We start from the raw sequence: 19,198 nt of genomic DNA, 5'->3' as shown, positions 1-19,198 counted from the left end.
CAGCTAAGGATAAGACAGACGCTAATACTTGGGTAGCATCCTTCACAAATCTTCCACAATACGAAGCTGGTAAAGAAATCACTTACTCTATCAAGGAAGTAGATGTACCAGCTGGATACAAAGCCTCTGTGACTGGTCAAGTGGTGACAAACACCCATGACATAGAAACAGTCGTTCTTTCAGGAACTAAGGTTTGGAAAGATAACAACAACCAAGACGGCAAACGTACTAAATCTGTGAAAGTTCAAATTCTTAATGGCGACAAAGTCGTTCAAGAAATTGAAGTATCAGAAGCAACTGGTTGGAAGTTCGAATCAAAACCACTTCCTAAGTATGAAAATGGTAAACTAATCGAGTACAAAGTCAAAGAAGTGGTTGTCAAAGGATATACTTCAACAATCACCACAGAAAAAGAAGGTAAGTACACCATTACCAATGAATATACACCAGAAAAAATTGCTGTAAGTGGACAAAAGACTTGGATTGACAATAACGACCAAGATCGTATCCGTCCAGCATCTATCACAGTGAAGCTACTTGCGAATGGTAAAGAAACTGGCCAAGAAGCTACAGCCACAGCGGAAACAGGCTGGAAGTATGAATTTACTAATCTGGACCGTTACCAAAATGGTAAGCCAATCGAGTACACAGTCAAAGAAGTTGGTGTTCCTACAGGTTACACAGCTACTGAAACTGGTATGAATGTGACCAACGCTCATACACCAGAGAAAACATCTGTAAAAGGTAAGAAGATCTGGAAAGGTGATGAAAACCATAAAGATGCTCGTCCATCTTCTATCACTGTGAAACTTCTTGCGGATGGTAAAGAAACTGGTAAAGAAGCTACAGTTTCAGAAGCAACTGGCTGGACTTATGAGTTTACAGGACTTGATCGCTACAAAGATCAAGGTACAGAAATTAAATACTCTGTAGTAGAAGTTCCGGTTAAAGGTTACACATCTAAAGTAGAAGGCTTCAATATTACAAATACATACATTCCAGAAAAACCAACACCAGGTAAACCAAATGAACCAGGAAAACCAGGGCCAAAACCTCAACTTCCTAACACTGGTGAAAAAGCATCTAACGCAACAGTAGTTGCAGGACTTGCTTTGATGGCAGTGACCGGTGGATTGTACTTTGTAAGCCGTAAAAATAAATAATCTCTAGATGAGAGATGATTTTCAGTTAGTTCTTAGGAAGTAATTGGAAAGGAAATAGTCCAGAACATTTGTTCTGGACTATTTTTTTATCTTGAGAAATAAGGAAGGTTTTTCAATCGTTCGAGTAGGGGACGGCTAATGAAACTAATGGCAATAATCTTACCAAGATCAGGGAGGATAAAAGGAAAGACGCCAACAGCGAGTGCCTTGTCAAGGGACATACCAGCAAGGAAGTGGAGGCTGAGAATACCTCCGACAAAGACGAGTGAATCACCCAGGAGGTTGGCTAGGAAAATGCGGATATAGCCACTATTTTGATGGATGAGATAAGATGTAAGTCCAGCATAGACAAGGTCGAACCAAAGATAGCCTGAACTTGGACCGACTAAAACGTGAAATCCTGCACCTCCCCCTGCAAAGACAGGTAAACCAATGGCACCCAGCAGGAGATAGAGAGCTACAGATAGGACGGCTTCCCTAGGTCTAAAAACAGTAGCCATCAGACCGATCGCAAAGTTTTGTAGAGTGAAGGGTACAGGACCGATAGGGAGACTGATTTGTGCCAATACGGCGATGAGAGCAGCACCGATAGCGGGGATAGCATAGATATGAGCTTTTTTCAAAACTGTTAACCTCTTTTCAAAATTATAGTAACTATTATACTAATTCAGAAAGAAAAGTCAACCTATTTTTAAAAACAAGGTAACAATTTTGTAACAGCCGATTTTGCAAGTAAAAAGAGACCTCTTGAGGTCTCTTGCGATAATTAGCGCATGGTTACAAATTCTTCTGAAGCGGTTGGGTGGATAGCTACTGTAGCATCAAAGTCCGCCTTGGTTGCCCCCATCTTGATGGCAACAGCGAATCCTTGAATCATCTCATCCACTCCATAACCAAGTCCGTGTAGGCCAATAACTTTTTCGTCTGCACCGGCAGTGATGAGTTTGAAGCGAGATTCTTGACGATGGTTTGTAACGGCTGAGTACATAGATGCAAAGCTTGACTTGTAGACTTTGATGTTATCTTGGCCGTATTCTTTGATAGCTTGATCTTCAGTTAAACCGACTGTTCCGATTGCTGGGTGAGAGAAGACAACAGTAGGGATAGTTGTGTAGTCCATCTTGGCATTTGTTTTTCCGTTGAAAAGGCGTTCAGATAAGGTGCGTCCTGCCTTGATGGCTACTGGGGTTAGTTCCTTCTCACCAGTAACGTCTCCAAGGGCATAGATACCATCTACAACAGTATTTTGATACTCATCCACTTGGATAAATCCACGTTCGTTGAGTGTAACGCCGGCCTTTTCTAACTCAAGACCATCTACATTTGGACGGCGACCGGTAGCCCAGATAACTTGGCTTGCAGTGTGACTAGAACCATCTTCGAAATGAATGGCAATACCTTGCTCAGTTTCTTCGAGCTTGACGGGTACCTTGTGTGTGTGCAAAGGTAGACCTGTTTTTTCCATTTCATTGACAAGACCTTCAACGATGTAGCTGTCAAAAGTGCGCAAGGGACGATCGCGGCGGACAAACAAATCAGTTTTTACTCCGAGTGAGTGGAGAACACCTGCTAATTCAACTGCGATATAGCCAGCTCCAAGAATCGCAACGGATTCAGGAAGTTGCTCCCAAGCAAAGACATCGTCTGAGCTACCACCGAGTTCAGCTCCAGGAATAGTTGGGATGCTTGGGCGAGCACCAGTCGCAATCACGATATGCTTGGCCCGAATCAATTCACCATTAATACTGACGGTGTGGGAATCAACAAAATGAGCACGCCCCTCAATCAAATCAACACCGTTGCGCTTGAAACTTCCATCATAAGATGAGCGAGCGCGATCGATGTAGGCTTCACGGTTTTGACGAAGTTTTGCGAAATCAAATTGAACATCAGAACTTGTAAAACCATAGTCAGGACCGTAGTGGTGGAAGCTTTCAGCGATTTGAGCTCCATACCACATGATTTTCTTAGGAACACAGCCGACATTGACGCAGGTTCCACCTAATTTTTTCTCCTCGATAACAGCTGCTTTAGCACCGTGTTCGCCAGCGCGGTTCATAGTGGCGATACCGCCGCTTCCTCCACCGATGGCGATGATATCATATTCTCTCATAGAAAACTCCTTATAGCTTTGATAGTCATATTCTATCGTTTTTATTTTTTGAATGCAAAAATCTGCTACGATAAAAAAATTATAAAAACGCTTGCCAAATTCAAAAAGATATTGTATTATATATCTAGCACAATAATCCAAAAAACGAATACCGAACGAAATAATGGTCCTGAATTGTCATTGTTTCCATCTGAACTGTCATTGTTTGGGCTTGGTATTTCTGATATAATGGTTTTTGTAAGGCAAAAGAATAAAGGAGCTTAAAAATGAAAAGAAATAAGAAGGCAAAAAAATGGCAATTATACACAGCGATTGGTGTTGCCAGTGCTATTGTTATCGGTGCTGCGGGGATTTTGATTTTTAGACAACCTTCCCAGTCAGCAGTCAAGGATGAAACCTCTCATATCGTTACTGCTAAGGAAGGTTCTGTTGCTTCATCGGTTCTCTTGTCAGGTACGGTTACAGCAAAAAATGAACAATACGTTTATTTTGATGCTAGTAAGGGAGATTTAGATGAAATCCTTGTTTCGGTTGGTGACAAGGTCGAAGAAGGGCAAGCGTTGGTCAAATACAGCAGTGTGGACGCTCAAGCTGCCTACGATGCAGCCGATCGTGCAGTTGCAAAGGCAGACCGTCACATCGAGGAGTTAAACAAAGCTCGTGAAAATGCATCAGTTGCACCAGCTTCTCCACAAGTTCCAACAGAAGCTGGACTCCCAGAACAAGCGCAAGCAGCGACTTCTTCAGTATCCTCTATTGATTCTCAAATCAGTGATGCCAAGGATAACCGTGCAGATGCCGTAGCTCAGCTCAACAAGGCTCAAGCTCAGCTAGATGCTGCAACAGTCCTTAGTACACTAGAAGGGACTGTAGTTGAAGTTAATCGTAATGTTTCCAAATCGCCAACAGGTAATAGCCAAGTGGTAGTACATGTCGTAAGTAATGAAAACTTGCAGGTCAAAGGGGAGTTGTCTGAATACAACCTTGCTAACCTTTCTGTAGGCCAAGAAGTTACCTTTACTTCGAAGGTTTACCAAGATAAGAGCTGGACAGGAAAAATCAGCTATATTTCTGATTATCCTAAAAACAATGGAGAAGCAGCAAATGCAGCCCTTGGAGGGAATACTGGATCTAAGTACCCTTATACTGTTGATGTGACTAGCGATATCAGTGAGTTGAAACAAGGCTTCTCAGTCAGTGTTGAAGTCAAAAACAAAAGTAAAGCCATCCTTGTTCCTTTGACAAGTGTTGTTACCGAAAATGACAAAAACTATGTCTGGCTTTTAGACGACCAGAAAAAAGCGAAGAAGGTAGAAGTTACTCTGGGGAATGCGGACGCAGACAACCAAGAAATTACTTCAGGTTTGACAAACGGTGCCAAGGTCATCAGTAATCCAACATCTTCCTTGGAAGAAGGAAAAGAGGTGAAGGCTGATGAAGAAACTAATTAGTCTCAAAAATATCTGCAGGAGCTATCGAAATGGTGACCAAGAACTGCAGGTCCTTAAAAATATCAATCTAGAAGTTCATGAAGGTGAGTTTGTTGCCATTATGGGACCATCTGGTTCTGGTAAGTCTACGTTGATGAATACCATCGGAATGTTGGATACACCGACCAGTGGAGAGTACTATCTTGAAGGTCAAGAAGTTGCAGGCCTTGGAGAGAAACAACTGGCCAAAGTCCGCAACCAGCAAATCGGCTTTGTCTTTCAGCAGTTCTTTCTCTTGTCCAAGCTCAATGCACTTCAAAACGTCGAATTGCCCTTGATTTACGCTGGAGTTTCGGCTTCAAAACGTCGGAAATTGGCTGAGGAATTTCTGGAAAAGGTTGAGCTGACGGAGCGCAGTCATCATTTGCCGTCTGAGTTATCAGGTGGTCAAAAGCAACGTGTAGCTATTGCGCGTGCCTTGGTAAACAATCCCTCTATCATCCTAGCAGACGAACCCACAGGAGCCTTGGATACCAAGACAGGAAATCAAATCATGCAACTGTTGGTGGAGTTAAACAAGGAAGGGAAGACCATTATCATGGTCACGCATGAGCCTGAGATTGCCGCCTATGCCAAACGCCAAATTGTCATTCGTGATGGGGTTATCTCATCAGACAGTGCTCAGGTAGAAAAGGAGGAAAACTAGATGCAGAATCTGAAATTTGCCTTTTCATCCATTATGGCTCACAAGATGCGTTCTTTCCTGACCATGATCGGGATTATCATCGGAGTTTCGTCTGTCGTAGTTATCATGGCTCTGGGAGACTCCATGTCTCGTCAGGTCAATAAAAACATGACCAAATCACAGAAGGATATCCATGTCTTTTTCTCTCCTATCAAGAGCAAGGATGGCTCCTTTACTCAGCGCCAGTCAGCTTTGACAGTCAGTGGGAAAGAAGAGGATGTTCATGTTGAACCACCAAAACCACTCGAATCTTGGGTCAAGGAGGCTGCCAAACTCAAAGGAGTGGACAGTTACTATGTCACTAACTCGACCAACGTTACCCTATCTTATAAGGATAAGAAGGTTGAACGAGCGACTCTGACAGGCGGAAATAGCACCTACATGAACGCAGTTGAAAATGAAATCGTTGCGGGTAGAAGTCTAAGACCGCAAGACTACAAGGAATTTGCCAGTGTGATTTTGCTGGACGAAGAACTAGCCAAGAGTTTGTTTGATAGTCCAGAAGCTGCGGTTAATCAAGTCATCTCTGTCAATGAATTTAGTTACCGTGTGATTGGCGTTTATACTAGCAATGAAGCTAAAACTGCTAAAGCCTTTGGGATTGGTGGTCTTCCAATTACGACTAATATCTCCCTCGCAGCCAATTTTAATACTGATGAAATTTCGAACATCGTCTTTCGTGTCAATGATACTAGTCTAACGCAGACCTTGGGACCAGAGTTGGCTCGAAAATTGACTGAGATTGCTGGTCTTCAGCAAGGGGAGTACCAAGTTGCGGATGCAACTGCCGCCTTCCAAGAGGTACAACAACTATTTGGTTTTATGACCACTGTTATCAGTGCCATTGCAGGTATCTCTCTTTTTGTTGGAGGAACAGGTGTCATGAATATCATGTTGGTCTCGGTGACAGAACGTACGCGTGAGATTGGTCTGCGGAAGGCTCTTGGAGCAACACGGGCTAATATCTTAGTTCAGTTTTTGATTGAGTCCATGATCTTGACCTTGCTAGGTGGTGTTATCGGCCTTGGGATTGCTGCTGGAATGACCATGTTAGCTGGAGTATTGCTTCAAAACATGATTGCAGGTATCGAAGTTGGGGTTTCCCTCCCAATTGCTCTCTTTAGCTTGGCTGTATCAGCCAGCGTTGGTATGATATTTGGTGTCTTACCAGCCAATAAAGCCTCTAAGCTTGATCCGATTGAAGCCCTTCGTTATGAATAAGATATAGAACAGAAAAAAACAAGATGGACATTTGTCTGTCTTGTTTTTGTATGAATTTCTCTATCGAAAATCACTAAAAATATGATATAATGAAGTGTTAGAAAAACAGGTTTCATTAGCCTGGAAAGGAAAAATTATGTCTGAAAAGAATTTTTATATTACAACACCGATTTACTATCCATCTGGTAAACTTCATATCGGTTCTGCCTACACAACTATCGCATGTGATGTCTTAGCACGTTACAAACGCCTCATGGGCTACGATGTCTTTTATCTGACTGGACTTGACGAGCATGGTCAAAAGATTCAACAAAAAGCAGAAGAAGCTGGGATTACACCACAAGCCTATGTTGATGGCATGGCGGTTGGAGTTAAAGAACTTTGGAAATTATTAGATATCTCATACGATAAATTTATCCGTACAACTGATGACTACCATGAAAAAGTAGTGGCTCAGATCTTTGAACGCTTGCTTGCTCAAGATGATATCTACTTGGGTGAATACTCTGGTTGGTATTCAGTCTCAGATGAGGAATTCTTTACAGAAAGCCAGCTGGCAGAAGTTTTCCGTGACGAAGCTGGAAATGTAACTGGTGGTATCGCTCCATCAGGTCACGAGGTTGAATGGGTTTCTGAAGAGTCATATTTCCTTCGCCTCAGCAAATACCAAGACCGTTTGGTCGAATTTTTCAAATCGCACCCTGACTTCATTACTCCAGATGGTCGCCTTAATGAAATGCTTCGCAACTTCATCGAGCCAGGTTTGGAAGACTTGGCGGTTTCTCGTACAACCTTTACATGGGGAGTACCAGTCCCATCAAATCCAAAACACGTTGTCTACGTTTGGATCGATGCCCTTCTCAACTATGCGACTGCTCTTGGTTACGGTCAAGAGGATCATGCTAACTATGATAAGTTCTGGAACGGAACAGTCTTCCAAATGGTCGGAAAAGACATCCTTCGTTTCCACTCAATCTACTGGCCAATCCTTCTTATGATGTTGGATGTTAAATTACCTGACCGCTTGATTGCCCATGGTTGGTTTGTCATGAAAGACGGCAAGATGTCTAAGTCTAAAGGGAATGTCGTTTACCCTGAAATGTTAGTAGAACGTTATGGACTGGATCCACTTCGTTACTATCTCATGCGTAGCCTTCCGGTTGGTTCAGACGGGACTTTTACTCCAGAGGACTACGTCGGCCGTATCAACTATGAATTAGCAAATGACCTCGGAAACCTCCTCAACCGTACGGTTTCCATGATTAACAAGTACTTTGATGGACAAATTCCTGCCTATGTAGAAGGTGTGACAGAGTTTGACAATGCTCTTGCTCAAGTAGCAGAGCAATCTATCTCTGACTACCATACACACATGGAAGCAGTTGACTACCCACGTGCCCTTGAAGCAGTATGGACTCTTATCTCACGTACCAACAAATACATCGATGAGACAGCTCCATGGGTCTTGGCTAAGGATGAAGCCCTTCGTGACCAGTTGGCAAGTGTCATGAGCCATTTGGCAGCCAGCCTTCGTGTCGTAGCTCACTTGATTGAACCATTTATGATGGAAACTAGTCGCGCTGTATTGGCACAACTTGGTCTAGCAGAAGTTTCTAGCCTAGAAAACTTGAGCTTGGCAGATTTCCCTGCAGGTGTGACTGTTGTTGCCAAAGGAACACCAATCTTCCCACGTCTGGACATGGAAGAAGAGATTGCCTATATCAAGGAACAAATGGAAAGCAACAAACCAGCAGTCGAAAAAGAATGGAATCCAGATGAAGTCGAACTCGAACTAAACAAGGATGAAATCAGGTTTGAAGACTTTGATAAGGTTGAAATCCGTGTCGCAGAAGTCAAAGAAGTGTCTAAAGTAGAAGGTTCTGATAAGTTGCTCCAATTCCGCCTGGATGCTGGTGATGGCGAAGACCGTCAAATCCTCTCAGGAATTGCCAAATACTATCCAAATGAGCAAGAATTGGTCGGCAAGAAGGTCCAAATCGTTGCTAACCTCAAACCTCGCAAGATGATGAAAAAATATGTCAGTCAAGGAATGATCCTCTCAGCTGAACATGATGGACAATTAACCCTTCTCACAGTTGATCCAGCTGTACCAAACGGAAGTGTGATTGGGTAAAAGCAAAAAACCAACGTTAGGCACGTTGGTTTTTCTTGTTATTTACGAGATTTTCTAAGAAGTGGTCCATCTCCTTTTGCGACTTGAGGACAATTACTTTCTCTAGATAGGTTTCTTGAACCTGCTGATAGCGTTCTTTGGCATGTTTTGTACGCCCATCCCAGAGAATCCATCTGATAAAGTCCCAGTCAAAGCGTTCAGGGCAACCTGCAGCCATACTTTCTCGGACCTTGCCTCGGTATGTAAGATACCGTTTAAAGGCTCGAAAGAGACAAGTCCATGGTGAAAAATTGAGAAAGATAATTTGGTCAGCTTCCAGCATTCTTTCTTCATAGCAACACCAAGAGTAGTTGCCGTCGATGACCCAAGCTTCATGCTTTGTGAGAAAGTTTTTCATCTCGGTCAACATCCATTCGCGGTCACTGTCTTGCCAACCAGGTTGAAATTGGAGGGTGTCCATATGCAGTTTGGGTATGGAGTAGTAGCTTGATAATTTTTCAGCTAGGGTTGACTTACCAGCTCCAGAATATCCTATGATTGATATTTTCATTTTCTACCTTTTCTGATTAGAGGACAAAAAAACAGCCTCTATGGACTGTTTCTTATTTAGCAAGTTTAGCTGAAAGACGAGCTTTATCGCGGCTTGCTTTGTTTTTATGAATCAAACCTTTAGTTTCTGCTTTGTCGATAGCTGAGCTAGCAGCACGGAAAAGTTCTTCAGAAGGGTTTGCTTCGAAAGCTTTGATAGCAGTACGCATAGCTGATTTTTGAGCTGAGTTTTTTTCGTTTTGTTTAACGTTCAATTCAGCGCGTTTGATAGCTGATTTAATGTTTGCCAATGTTCTTACCTCCATATTTACTAACTATACCATTATATATGAAAACTTAGGTTTTGACAAGGGGAAATTATTTTTTTAGGTAAATTTCATCGATTTCGTGGTTTTTAGTCTTGTGGAGAATGACCTCGGCGCGATTCCTTGTCGGTTCGATGTAGTTTTGTAGATTTGTGAGATTAATGCTGGTCCAAACCTGATGTGCAAAGGCTTCAACTTCTCCAATCGGCATTTGCGTAAAGCGGTGGTAGTAGCTGTTGGGATCATTTTGGGCAAAGCTGAGGAGTTTTAAGAAACGATCCAGATACCAACTTTCAATGTCCTCGACAGCAGCATCTACATAGATGGAGAAATCAAAGAAATCAGTGATGTAAAGGCGCTCATTTTGAGGGTTTTGAAAGACATTGATGCCTTCGACAATAACAAAGTCAGCAGCTTTGACACGTTGTTTCTCTCCAGGAACGATGTCATACACTTCATGAGAATAGACAGGAATATCGACATCTTGTCCATTCTTTAGGCGATCAAGAAAATCCAGTAAAGCTTCCATATCATAACTTTCAGGAAAACCTTTGCGATTTAATATATCTTGGTCCATCAAGGTTTGATTGGGATAGAGAAAGCCGTCAGTTGTCACCAATTCTACAGTAGCATCAGTAACTGTACGAGAGAGAAGGATTTGCAGAAGTCGGCTAGTTGTTGATTTTCCTACAGCTACACTTCCTGAAACTCCAATAATGAAGGGTTGAGATTTACTCTCTCTTTGGAGAAAAATCCCCTTAGAAAAGGCTAAATCCTCTTTGGTGCGTTTGTAAATTTGGATGAGATGAGCTAAAGGTAAATAAATATCTGTCACATCTTGCAGGCTAATCTGGTCATTGAAACTCTTGATGGATTCTAACTCTTCCTCTGTCAAGGGAGGGGTTGTTTTGCGATGCAATGATTGCCAATTCTGGCGACTGATTTTTTCAAAATGTAAAAATTCGTTGGTCATTTGTTTTCCCCTAGATATTTTGTTTATCATACCATAAAAAGCTAAAAAAATAAAGCGGTTTCTTGATGGTAGTAAGTCAATATCGTATAATAGAGATGGAGGTTGAATAGTTTAATGATTAGATAGGGAATTGTTTTTGATGACTTATCAGTTATTAAAAGTGGGCTTTTTAGTTCGCAACTTATAGGGGGTATACTATGAAAATCTTGAGATGTTACATATTGGAACTCTGTTTTATTTTAAGTTTTACACTACCTTTTATAAGGGGAGCGAATGCGGATAATGGTAGACGCTTTGTAGAAACCTATTACGGTTTTACCTTCTTAATGGATCATCTCCTTGTAACAGCTGTCTTTATCTGTTCGCTCTTGATTGCCTGGCTAGTAAAAAAGCAGTGGACGAAATGGCTTGCTGCTGGTAGTTATCTATTTTTGATTTTGTGGATTGCTACAGAAGGATATCTATTCCGTATGTCACTAGAAGATTTGATACGACTTTGGACAAGTTTGGAAATCTTGACACAAACTTATCAGTTGGGTTTTTATCTAAACATCATATTGGGAATCTTGTTGATAATAAAGTATTTTAAGGTTAAGAAATAGTGATAAAAATGCGCCTGATTGCAGACGAACTGTTTTTTCCTGACTATGATAATTTGTAGTTCCCGATAGATTGTAATGTATTTCTAATCATTGAAAGAGATTGAAGAAAAGGTTTTACTTACTAGCTTTCTTCAGTCTTTTTCGTTTTATCATCAATTTGTAAACGATTTACAATTCAAGCCAAATTATGGTAAAATAGTTTTATGAGTAAAATGTATTATGCAGAAAATCCTGATGCTGCTCACGACATTCATGAGTTGAGAGTGGAGTTGTTGGGAGAAAATATGACCTTTTTAACAGATGCGGGTGTTTTTAGCAAGAAAATGGTTGACTTTGGGAGTCAACTTTTATTGAAGTGTTTGGAGGTTAACAAAGGAGAAACGGTCCTTGATGTAGGCTGTGGTTATGGGCCATTGGGTTTGTCCTTGGCCAAGGCTTATGGAGCTCTGGTAACCATGGTTGATATCAATAATCGTGCCTTGGACTTAGCGCGACAAAATGCTGAACGTAATAAAGTAGAAGTAACGATTTTCCAATCCAATATCTATGAACAAGTTGAAGGGAAATTTGACCATGTTATTTCCAATCCGCCTATTCGAGCGGGGAAACAAGTTGTTCATGAGATTATCGAAAAGAGCAGAGATTTCTTGAAAGATGGAGGTGATTTAACCATTGTCATTCAGAAAAAGCAAGGTGCTCCGAGCGCCAAAAGCAAGATGGAAGATGTTTTTGAAAATTGTGAAATCGTAAAGAAAGATAAGGGATACTATATCCTTAGAAGTGTGAAAGAATGAGAGCAGTTGATTTAATTCAAAAGAAACGAGATGGTCAAAAACTGACTTCAAATGAAATCAAGTGGCTAGTAGAGGGCTATGTAGCGGGAACTGTTCCAGACTATCAGATGTCTGCTTTTGCTATGGCTGTTTATTTTAAAGGAATGACCACACGTGAGATTTCTGATCTAACGATGAATATGGTCAAGACAGGTCAGGAGTTTGATTTGTCAGCTATTGAGGGGGTTAAAGTTGATAAGCATTCGACTGGTGGTGTAGGTGATAAGGTGACCTTGATTTTAGCTCCCCTTGTTGCTAGCTTTGGTGTGCCTGTGGCAAAAATGAGTGGTCGTGGACTAGGGCATACTGGCGGAACCCTAGATAAGTTGGAAGCAATCAAGGGTTACCAAGTGGAGCGCAGTCAAGAAGATTTCATTCGTCAGGTACAGGACATTGGTGTATCTGTTATTGGGCAGTCAGATCAGCTGGTTAAAGCAGACAAACTTCTCTATGCCCTCCGAGATGTGACAGCAACTGTCGACACGATTCCTTTGATTGCTAGTTCGGTGATGAGCAAGAAAATTGCTGCTGGGGCGGATGCTATTTTGCTAGATGTAACAGTCGGTGAGGGTGCCTTCATGAAGACGGTTGATGAGGCGCGTGAATTGGCTCAAACCATGGTCGATTTGGGTAAGGCCGTTGGTCGAAAGACAGTAGCGGTTATTACCGATATGAGCCAGCCCTTGGGACGAGCCATTGGCAATCGTCTCGAAATCCTAGAAGCAATTGAAATTCTTCAAGGAAAGGGTCGAGAAGATATCAGTCACTTTATTTGTGAACTAGCTCAGATTATGCTTGGTTTGGCAAATGTCGAGAAGACGGTTGAAGAAGTCCGTCAACACCTTGAAAACGGCCAAGCGCTGGCTAAGTTTGAAGAAATGGTAGCAGCTCAAGGCGGTGATTTAGAAGATCTCTATCGTCCAGTAAATGTTACGCATGTGGTGGAAATCCCAGCTCAAGAGTCAGGTGTCATTTCAGCCCTTCCAGCGATGGAATTTGGTCTCTATGCCATGAGATTGGGAGCTGGTCGTGCAGTCAAGTCTGATGCTTTAGACTATGAAACTGGAATCGTTTTTGAGAAGAAGGTTGGTGACTCCGTTCAAAAGGGAGAAATTGTCGCAAAAGTTTATACAAATGGAAAAATTTCCCCTCAACTAGTTACAGAATTCCAAAAATATGTTAAAATAAATGATAGTGTGAAACGTTTGCAGGAAATAATTGAAATCATCTCATGAAAAAGAGAGGAATCCGAATATGAAATTAAACAAATACATTGATCATACGCTTTTAAAACAAGATGCAAGTCAAGAACAAATTGATCGTTTGCTATCTGAAGCGCGTGAGTATGACTTTGCCAGCGTTTGTGTTAATCCCACATGGGTTAAACATGCGAAAACAGGACTTGAAGACTCAGATGTAAAGGTTTGTACAGTAGTTGGTTTCCCCTTGGGAGCGACAACTTCAGCTGTAAAAGCTTTTGAAACCAAGGAAGCCATCCAAAATGGTGCAGATGAGATTGATATGGTTATCAATGTTGGTGCTCTCAAATCAGGTAATCTTGATTTGGTTGAATCGGACATCCGTGCTGTCGTAGAAGCAAGTGGTGACAAGTTGGTTAAGGTCATTATTGAAGCTTGCTTGTTGACAGACGATGAAAAGGTGGTGGCTTGCCAATTATCCCAGAAAGCAGGCGCTGACTTTGTCAAAACATCAACTGGATTTTCAACTGGTGGTGCCACTATAGAGGATGTTAAGTTGATGCGTAAAACGGTCGGACCAGATATGGGAGTTAAGGCTGCTGGTGGAACTCGCTCATATGCAGACGCTCTTGCCTTTGTGGAAGCAGGCGCTACTCGTATTGGAACATCAGCTGGTGTGGCAATTTTAAAAGGAGAATTAGCAGATGGCGACTACTGAGTTGATTGACTTAGCAATTGAAACCAGCAAGCAAGCCTATGTACCCTATTCTCACTTTCCTGTTAGTGCTGTTCTAGTGGCGAAAGATGGTAACGTTTATACAGGTGTTAATATTGAGAATGCTAGCTATTCTTTGACAAACTGTGGAGAGCGTACAGCGATTTTTAAAGCAGTTTCCGAAGGCCAAAGAGAGTTTTCAGAGTTGATTGTCTATGGACAGACTGAAAAACCTATATCACCATGTGGCGCTTGTCGCCAAGTGATGGCTGAATTTTTTGAAAAAGATCTAAAAGTGACACTTGTCGCAAAAGATAAATCGACGGTCGAGATGACGGTCGGGGAGTTACTTCCATACTCTTTTACAGACTTAAACTAGTCTGAGTCACTCTTTGAGTGACGCGGTCCTTGTGGCCAACCAATCCATACTTGCAACATCGTTGCACATCTTATTTAGGAGGTTCAGTAATGAACAAGAAACAATGGCTAGGCCTTGGTCTAGTTGCAGTAGCAGCAGTTGGACTTGCTGCATGTGGTAACCGCTCTTCTCGTAACGCAGCTTCATCTTCATCAGAAATGAAGACCAAAGCAGCGATCGTAACAGATACTGGTGGTGTTGATGATAAATCATTTAACCAATCAGCTTGGGAAGGTTTGCAAGACTGGGGTAAAGAACACAACCTTTCTAAAGATAACGGTTACACTTACTTCCAATCAACAAGTGAAGCAGACTATGCGAACCACTTGCAACAAGCGGCTGGAAGTTACAACCTGATCTTCGGTGTTGGTTTTGCCCTTCACAATGCAGTTGAAGAGGCAGCAAAAGACCACTCTGACTTAAACTATGTCTTGATTGATGATGTGATCAAAGATCAAAAGAATGTTGCGAGCGTAACATTTGCTGACAACGAAGCAGCTTACCTTGCTGGGGTTGCGGCAGCTAAAACAACTAAAACAAAACAAGTTGGTTTTGTAGGTGGTATCGAATCTGAAGTTATTTCACGTTTCGCTGCTGGATTTAAGGCTGGTGTTGAGTCAGTAGACCCATCTATCAAAGTACAAGTTGACTACGCTGGTTCATTTGGTGATGCTGCCAAAGGTAAAACAATTGCAGCAGCTCAATATGCTGCAGGTGCAGACGTTGTTTACCAAGCAGCTGGTGGTACAGGTGCTGGTGTCTTTGCTGAAGCAAAATCTTTGAACGAAAGCAAAAATGAAGACGAAAAAGTTTGGGTTATTGGTGTAGACCGTGACCAAGCAGCAGAAGGTAAATACACTTCTAAAGATGGTAAAGAATCAAACTTCGTTCTTGTATCTACATTGAAACAAGTTGGTACAACTGTAAAAGATATTGCTAACAAGGCAGAAAAAGGTGAATTCCCTGGCGGACAAGTTATTGTCTACTCATTGAAAGATAAAGGGGTTGACTTGGCAGTGACAAACCTTTCAGAAGAAGGTAAAAAAGCTGTTGAAGACGCAAAAGCTAAAATCCTTGACGGAAGCGTAAAAGTTCCTGAAAAATAATGGATAAAAGTCATTTCTTAGGAAGCGACCATCGGTCGCTTCTTTAAGAATTGAGGCAATTTTTGTCTCAATAGAACTTGTTAACACGATTAGCAGGTTTTATTGAAACAAAATAAATCTCGGAAAGGAAAAGCATATGGCACACGAAAATGTCATTGAGATGCGGGATATTACCAAGGTGTTTGGTGAATTTGTAGCAAACGACAAGATCAACTTGCAACTGCGAAAAGGTGAAATCCATGCACTTTTAGGAGAAAATGGAGCGGGTAAATCCACTCTGATGAATATGCTGGCAGGACTTCTCGAGCCAACTAGTGGTGAAATTGCGGTGAATGGTCAAGTTGTCAAACTAGATTCACCTTCTAAAGCTGCTAGTCTAGGAATTGGGATGGTTCACCAACATTTTATGTTGGTTGAGGCTTTTACAGTAGCTGAAAATATCATTTTGGGGAGTGAAATCACTAAAAATGGTGTGCTAGATATAGCTGAAGCTACTAAAGAAATCAAGGCTCTTTCTGAACGTTATGGTTTGGCAGTGGATCCTGCTGCCAAGGTGGCAGATATTTCCGTTGGTGCTCAACAACGTGTAGAAATCTTGAAGACACTTTATCGTGGTGCTGATATCCTCATCTTTGACGAACCGACAGCCGTATTGACTCCTTCAGAGATTGATGAGTTGATGGCTATCATGAAAAACCTTGTCAAAGAAGGAAAATCCATTATTTTGATTACCCATAAATTGGATGAAATTCGTGCGGTATCCAATCGAGTGACGGTTATTCGTCGTGGGAAATCAATCCAGACGGTTGAGATTGCAGGGGCAACCAATGCAGACTTGGCAGAGATGATGGTAGGACGTTCTGTCTCCTTCAAAACGGAGAAACAGGCCCCACAACCAAAAGAAGTAGTCTTGTCTATCAAAGACTTGGTTGTCAATGAAAACCGCGGTGTACCAGCTGTGAAGAATCTTTCTTTGGATGTTCGTGCTGGTGAAATTGTCGGTATTGCAGGTATTGATGGCAATGGCCAATCTGAACTCATTCAAGCCATTACGGGTCTTCGTAAGGTTGAGTCAGGTAGCGTTGAATTAAAAGGCAAATCAATCGTGGGGATGCATCCTCGACAAATTACAGAACTAAGCGTGGGACACGTTCCTGAAGACCGCCACCGTGATGGTTTGATTTTGGAGATGATGATTTCAGAAAATATCGCTCTTCAAACCTACTACAAAGAGCCACTCAGCAAGAATGGTATCTTAAACTATGCCAATATCACTTCACATGCCAAGAAATTGATGAAAGAATTTGACGTCCGTGCGGCGAGCGAGTTTGTTCCAGCAGCAGCTCTTTCAGGAGGAAATCAACAAAAAGCGATTATCGCTCGTGAGATTGATCGTGATCCTGATCTCCTTATCGTCAGCCAACCAACTCGTGGTTTGGATGTCGGTGCCATTGAATATATCCACAAACGTTTGATTGAAGAACGTGATAACGGGAAAGCTGTGCTTGTTGTCAGCTTTGAATTGGATGAGATTTTAAATGTTTCAGACCGAATTGCTGTTATTCATGATGGTAAGATTCAAGGTATTGTGTCTCCAGAAACGACTAACAAACAAGAACTTGGTATCTTGATGGCAGGTGGAAACTTGGGAAAGGAGAAGGATGATGTCTAAAAAGTTACAACAAATTTCGGTTCCCTTGATTTCCGTATTCTTAGGAATCTTACTCGGAGCCATCGTCATGTGGATTTTCGGCTACGATGCTATCTGGGGTTATGAGGAGTTGTTCTATACAGCTTTTGGTAGTCTTCGTGGAATTGGTGAGATTTTCCGTGCCATGGGTCCTCTTGTTTTGATTGGTCTGGGGTTTGCAGTTGCCAGCCGTGCAGGTTTCTTTAACGTTGGACTTCCCGGTCAGGCACTAGCAGGTTGGATTCTTAGTGGTTGGTTTGCTTTGTCGCATCCGGACATGCCGCGCCCAATGTTGATTTTAGCGACCGTAGTAATTGCTTTGATTGCAGGTGGGATTGTAGGTGCTATTCCAGGTATTCTCAGAGCCTATTTAGGTACATCAGAGGTTATTGTAACCATCATGATGAACTACATTGTTTTGTACGTAGGGAACGCCTTTATTCATTCTTTTCCGAAAGACTTTATGCAAAGCACGGACTCAACGATTCGTGTGAGTGCCAATGCCACTTATCAGACACCATGGTTATCTGAGTTGACTGGTAATTCTCGTATGAATATCGGGATCTTCTTTGCCATCATTGCTGTTGGCGTGATTTGGTTCTTGCTCAAGAAAACGACTCTCGGTTTTGAAATCCGTGCAGTTGGACTCAATCCCCATGCCTCAGAGTACGCTGGTATTTCAGCAAAACGTACAATCATTCTATCGATGATCATCTCTGGTGCCTTAGCTGGTCTCGGTGGAGCGGTCGAAGGGCTTGGAACCTTCCAAAACGTTTACGTTCAGGGATCATCATTGGCTATCGGATTTAACGGGATGGCAGTTAGTTTGCTTGCTGGAAACTCACCAATTGGAATTCTCTTTGCAGCCTTCTTATTTGGAGTTTTGCAAGTTGGTGCGCCGGGTATGAACGCTGCGCAAGTTCCGTCTGAGCTTGTCAGCATTGTAACAGCGTCCATTATCTTCTTTGTCAGTGTTCACTATATTATCGAGCATTTTGTCAAACCAAAAAAACAAGTTAAAGGAGGTAAGTAAGGATGTCTATTACAACATTACTCACCCTCTTGGTCTCTTCTATGCTGATTTACTCAGCACCACTTATTTTTACGAGTATCGGAGGAGTCTTCTCTGAACGTGGTGGTGTCGTTAACGTCGGTCTTGAAGGAATTATGGTTATGGGAGCCTTTTCTGGGGTTGTCTTTAACCTTGAGTTTGCAGAACAACTTGGAGCAGCGACCCCTTGGATTTCCTTGTTAGTTGCCGGTGTCGTGGGAGCCATTTTCTCCCTCATCCATGCCGTCGCAACGGTTCATTTCCGTGCCGATCATGTTGTTAGTGGTACAGTATTGAACTTGATGGCTCCTGCCCTAGCAGTTTTCTTGGTTAAAGTTCTTTATAACAAAGGGCAAACGGATAACTTAAGCCAGACTTTTGGACGTTTTGATTTCCCAGTTTTGGCTAATATCCCAGTGATTGGAGATATCTTCTTCAAGTCTACCAGTCTACTAGGTTATATCGCAATTACCTTCTCATTCTTTGCTTGGTTTATTCTCTTTAAGACACGCTTTGGTCTTCGCCTTCGCTCTGTCGGTGAACACCCTCAAGCAGCGGATACCTTGGGAATCAATGTCTACAAAATGAGATATCTTGGGGTTATCATTTCAGGTTTCTTAGGGGGGATTGGTGGAGCGATTTATGCTCAATCCATTTCTGTCAACTTCTCAGTGACAACTATTGTCGGTCCTGGATTTATCGCTCTTGCTGCGATGATCTTTGGTAAATGGAACCCAATCGGTGCTATGCTTTCCAGTCTTTTCTTTGGACTTTCACAAAGTTTGGCAGTTATCGGTTCTCAATTGCCTTTCCTACAAGGAGTGCCAGCGGTTTACCTTCAAATCGCCCCTTATGTCTTGACCATCCTTGTCTTGGCAGCCTTCTTTGGAAAAGCAGTTGCGCCTAAGGCAGACGGTATCAACTACATCAAATCAAAATAAGCATGCAAAA

At 42.1% G+C, this 19,198-nt stretch carries 19 protein-coding genes; 14 read left to right on the top strand and 5 right to left on the bottom strand.

Going from position 1 to position 19,198, the window contains the following annotated elements:
- Positions 1–1,163, top strand: a 1,163-nt coding sequence (locus HMPREF1516_RS08805) for a Cna B-type domain-containing protein (protein ID WP_033606367.1), incomplete at its 5' end; no start/stop codon positions are given.
- Positions 1,164–1,249: 86 nt separating this feature from the next.
- Here the strand turns inward: HMPREF1516_RS08805 and HMPREF1516_RS08800 are convergent.
- Together HMPREF1516_RS08800 and gor are read right to left on the bottom strand one after the other, a co-directional pair.
- On the bottom strand, positions 1,250–1,786 hold the full coding sequence (locus HMPREF1516_RS08800) for a biotin transporter BioY (RefSeq protein ID WP_000709022.1): 537 nt from the start codon (positions 1,784–1,786) through the stop codon (positions 1,250–1,252).
- 143 nt (positions 1,787–1,929) lie between these two features.
- A complete protein-coding gene (gor, locus tag HMPREF1516_RS08795) occupies positions 1,930–3,276 on the bottom strand; it encodes a glutathione-disulfide reductase (RefSeq protein WP_033606366.1) in 1,347 nt (448 codons plus the stop codon).
- A 266-nt stretch (positions 3,277–3,542) separates the two neighbouring features.
- On the opposite strand from gor, the gene HMPREF1516_RS08790 reads away from it, so the two are divergent.
- The 4 genes from HMPREF1516_RS08790 (at position 3,543) to metG (ending at position 8,806) form a co-directional block, all read left to right on the top strand.
- Entirely contained in the window at positions 3,543–4,727 is a 1,185-nt protein-coding gene (locus HMPREF1516_RS08790; RefSeq protein ID WP_033606365.1) for an efflux RND transporter periplasmic adaptor subunit, read from the top strand.
- Positions 4,711–5,412 carry an ABC transporter ATP-binding protein gene (locus tag HMPREF1516_RS08785; protein ID WP_000733788.1) on the top strand — a complete coding sequence of 234 codons (702 nt, stop codon included), beginning with the start codon at positions 4,711–4,713 and terminating at the stop codon, positions 5,410–5,412. The genes HMPREF1516_RS08790 and HMPREF1516_RS08785 overlap by 17 nt, the downstream gene beginning before the upstream one ends.
- On the top strand, positions 5,413–6,672 hold the full coding sequence (locus HMPREF1516_RS08780) for an ABC transporter permease (RefSeq protein ID WP_033606364.1): 1,260 nt from the start codon (positions 5,413–5,415) through the stop codon (positions 6,670–6,672). It abuts the gene before it with no gap.
- A gap of 136 nt (positions 6,673–6,808) precedes the next feature.
- Positions 6,809–8,806 (top strand): methionine--tRNA ligase, encoded by a 1,998-nt coding sequence (gene metG / locus HMPREF1516_RS08775; protein WP_033606363.1) that lies wholly within the window; start codon positions 6,809–6,811, stop codon positions 8,804–8,806.
- A 16-nt stretch (positions 8,807–8,822) separates the two neighbouring features.
- Here the strand turns inward: metG and HMPREF1516_RS08770 are convergent, their stop codons facing one another.
- The 3 genes from HMPREF1516_RS08770 to coaA all read right to left on the bottom strand — a co-directional run bounded on the left by HMPREF1516_RS08770 (position 8,823) and on the right by coaA (position 10,633).
- On the bottom strand, positions 8,823–9,356 hold the full coding sequence (locus HMPREF1516_RS08770) for a DNA topology modulation protein (protein WP_000703239.1): 534 nt from the start codon (positions 9,354–9,356) through the stop codon (positions 8,823–8,825).
- A 52-nt stretch (positions 9,357–9,408) separates the two neighbouring features.
- Positions 9,409–9,645: a 30S ribosomal protein S20 gene (gene rpsT / locus HMPREF1516_RS08765; RefSeq protein WP_001274000.1), complete on the bottom strand. Its 237-nt coding sequence runs from the start codon at positions 9,643–9,645 to the stop codon at positions 9,409–9,411.
- 67 nt (positions 9,646–9,712) lie between these two features.
- Complete coding sequence (gene coaA, locus HMPREF1516_RS08760) at positions 9,713–10,633, bottom strand: type I pantothenate kinase (protein ID WP_033606362.1); 921 nt, start codon at positions 10,631–10,633, stop codon at positions 9,713–9,715.
- A 197-nt stretch (positions 10,634–10,830) separates the two neighbouring features.
- Between coaA and HMPREF1516_RS08755 the strand changes: the two genes are divergently transcribed.
- The 9 genes from HMPREF1516_RS08755 (at position 10,831) to HMPREF1516_RS08715 (ending at position 19,188) form a co-directional block, all read left to right on the top strand.
- Complete coding sequence (locus HMPREF1516_RS08755) at positions 10,831–11,235, top strand: hypothetical protein (protein WP_033606361.1); 405 nt, start codon at positions 10,831–10,833, stop codon at positions 11,233–11,235.
- Between the two features lie 203 nt (positions 11,236–11,438).
- Entirely contained in the window at positions 11,439–12,029 is a 591-nt protein-coding gene (locus HMPREF1516_RS08750; protein WP_002878387.1) for a class I SAM-dependent methyltransferase, read from the top strand.
- On the top strand, positions 12,026–13,303 hold the full coding sequence (locus HMPREF1516_RS08745; protein ID WP_001202988.1) for a pyrimidine-nucleoside phosphorylase: 1,278 nt from the start codon (positions 12,026–12,028) through the stop codon (positions 13,301–13,303). The genes HMPREF1516_RS08750 and HMPREF1516_RS08745 overlap by 4 nt, the downstream gene beginning before the upstream one ends.
- 19 nt (positions 13,304–13,322) lie before the next feature.
- Positions 13,323–13,985: a deoxyribose-phosphate aldolase gene (gene deoC / locus HMPREF1516_RS08740; protein WP_000773697.1), complete on the top strand. Its 663-nt coding sequence runs from the start codon at positions 13,323–13,325 to the stop codon at positions 13,983–13,985.
- A complete protein-coding gene (locus HMPREF1516_RS08735; protein WP_000246081.1) occupies positions 13,972–14,361 on the top strand; it encodes a cytidine deaminase in 390 nt (129 codons plus the stop codon). The genes deoC and HMPREF1516_RS08735 overlap by 14 nt, the downstream gene beginning before the upstream one ends.
- A gap of 89 nt (positions 14,362–14,450) precedes the next feature.
- Positions 14,451–15,506: a BMP family lipoprotein gene (locus HMPREF1516_RS08730; RefSeq protein WP_001036155.1), complete on the top strand. Its 1,056-nt coding sequence runs from the start codon at positions 14,451–14,453 to the stop codon at positions 15,504–15,506.
- A gap of 136 nt (positions 15,507–15,642) precedes the next feature.
- Positions 15,643–17,178, top strand: coding sequence for an ABC transporter ATP-binding protein (locus HMPREF1516_RS08725; RefSeq protein WP_000929827.1), 1,536 nt, complete (start codon positions 15,643–15,645; stop codon positions 17,176–17,178).
- A complete protein-coding gene (locus HMPREF1516_RS08720) occupies positions 17,171–18,229 on the top strand; it encodes an ABC transporter permease (RefSeq protein WP_000038677.1) in 1,059 nt (352 codons plus the stop codon). Before HMPREF1516_RS08725 ends, HMPREF1516_RS08720 begins: the two co-directional genes overlap by 8 nt.
- A gap of 2 nt (positions 18,230–18,231) precedes the next feature.
- A complete protein-coding gene (locus HMPREF1516_RS08715; RefSeq protein ID WP_025169599.1) occupies positions 18,232–19,188 on the top strand; it encodes an ABC transporter permease in 957 nt (318 codons plus the stop codon).
- Positions 19,189–19,198 lie beyond the last annotated feature (10 nt).

This window comes from Streptococcus sp. CM6 (assembly GCF_000526095.1).
Taxonomy (GTDB): Bacteria; Bacillota; Bacilli; order Lactobacillales; family Streptococcaceae; genus Streptococcus; species Streptococcus oralis_BW.
This window is presented reverse-complemented; position numbering and strand designations above follow the sequence as displayed.

Coding starts and splice junctions, on each gene's coding strand:
- HMPREF1516_RS08790 (WP_033606365.1), top strand. CDS start 3,543: ATGAAAAGAAATAAGAAGGCAAAAAAATGGCAATTATACACAGCGATT.
- HMPREF1516_RS08785 (WP_000733788.1), top strand. CDS start 4,711: ATGAAGAAACTAATTAGTCTCAAAAATATCTGCAGGAGCTATCGAAAT.
- HMPREF1516_RS08730 (WP_001036155.1), top strand. CDS start 14,451: ATGAACAAGAAACAATGGCTAGGCCTTGGTCTAGTTGCAGTAGCAGCA.
- deoC (WP_000773697.1), top strand. CDS start 13,323: ATGAAATTAAACAAATACATTGATCATACGCTTTTAAAACAAGATGCA.
- HMPREF1516_RS08720 (WP_000038677.1), top strand. CDS start 17,171: ATGTCTAAAAAGTTACAACAAATTTCGGTTCCCTTGATTTCCGTATTC.
- HMPREF1516_RS08780 (WP_033606364.1), top strand. CDS start 5,413: ATGCAGAATCTGAAATTTGCCTTTTCATCCATTATGGCTCACAAGATG.
- HMPREF1516_RS08750 (WP_002878387.1), top strand. CDS start 11,439: ATGAGTAAAATGTATTATGCAGAAAATCCTGATGCTGCTCACGACATT.
- gor (WP_033606366.1), bottom strand. CDS start 3,276: ATGAGAGAATATGATATCATCGCCATCGGTGGAGGAAGCGGCGGTATC.
- HMPREF1516_RS08770 (WP_000703239.1), bottom strand. CDS start 9,356: ATGAAAATATCAATCATAGGATATTCTGGAGCTGGTAAGTCAACCCTA.
- metG (WP_033606363.1), top strand. CDS start 6,809: ATGTCTGAAAAGAATTTTTATATTACAACACCGATTTACTATCCATCT.
- HMPREF1516_RS08755 (WP_033606361.1), top strand. CDS start 10,831: ATGAAAATCTTGAGATGTTACATATTGGAACTCTGTTTTATTTTAAGT.
- HMPREF1516_RS08725 (WP_000929827.1), top strand. CDS start 15,643: ATGGCACACGAAAATGTCATTGAGATGCGGGATATTACCAAGGTGTTT.
- HMPREF1516_RS08715 (WP_025169599.1), top strand. CDS start 18,232: ATGTCTATTACAACATTACTCACCCTCTTGGTCTCTTCTATGCTGATT.
- HMPREF1516_RS08735 (WP_000246081.1), top strand. CDS start 13,972: ATGGCGACTACTGAGTTGATTGACTTAGCAATTGAAACCAGCAAGCAA.
- coaA (WP_033606362.1), bottom strand. CDS start 10,633: ATGACCAACGAATTTTTACATTTTGAAAAAATCAGTCGCCAGAATTGG.
- HMPREF1516_RS08745 (WP_001202988.1), top strand. CDS start 12,026: ATGAGAGCAGTTGATTTAATTCAAAAGAAACGAGATGGTCAAAAACTG.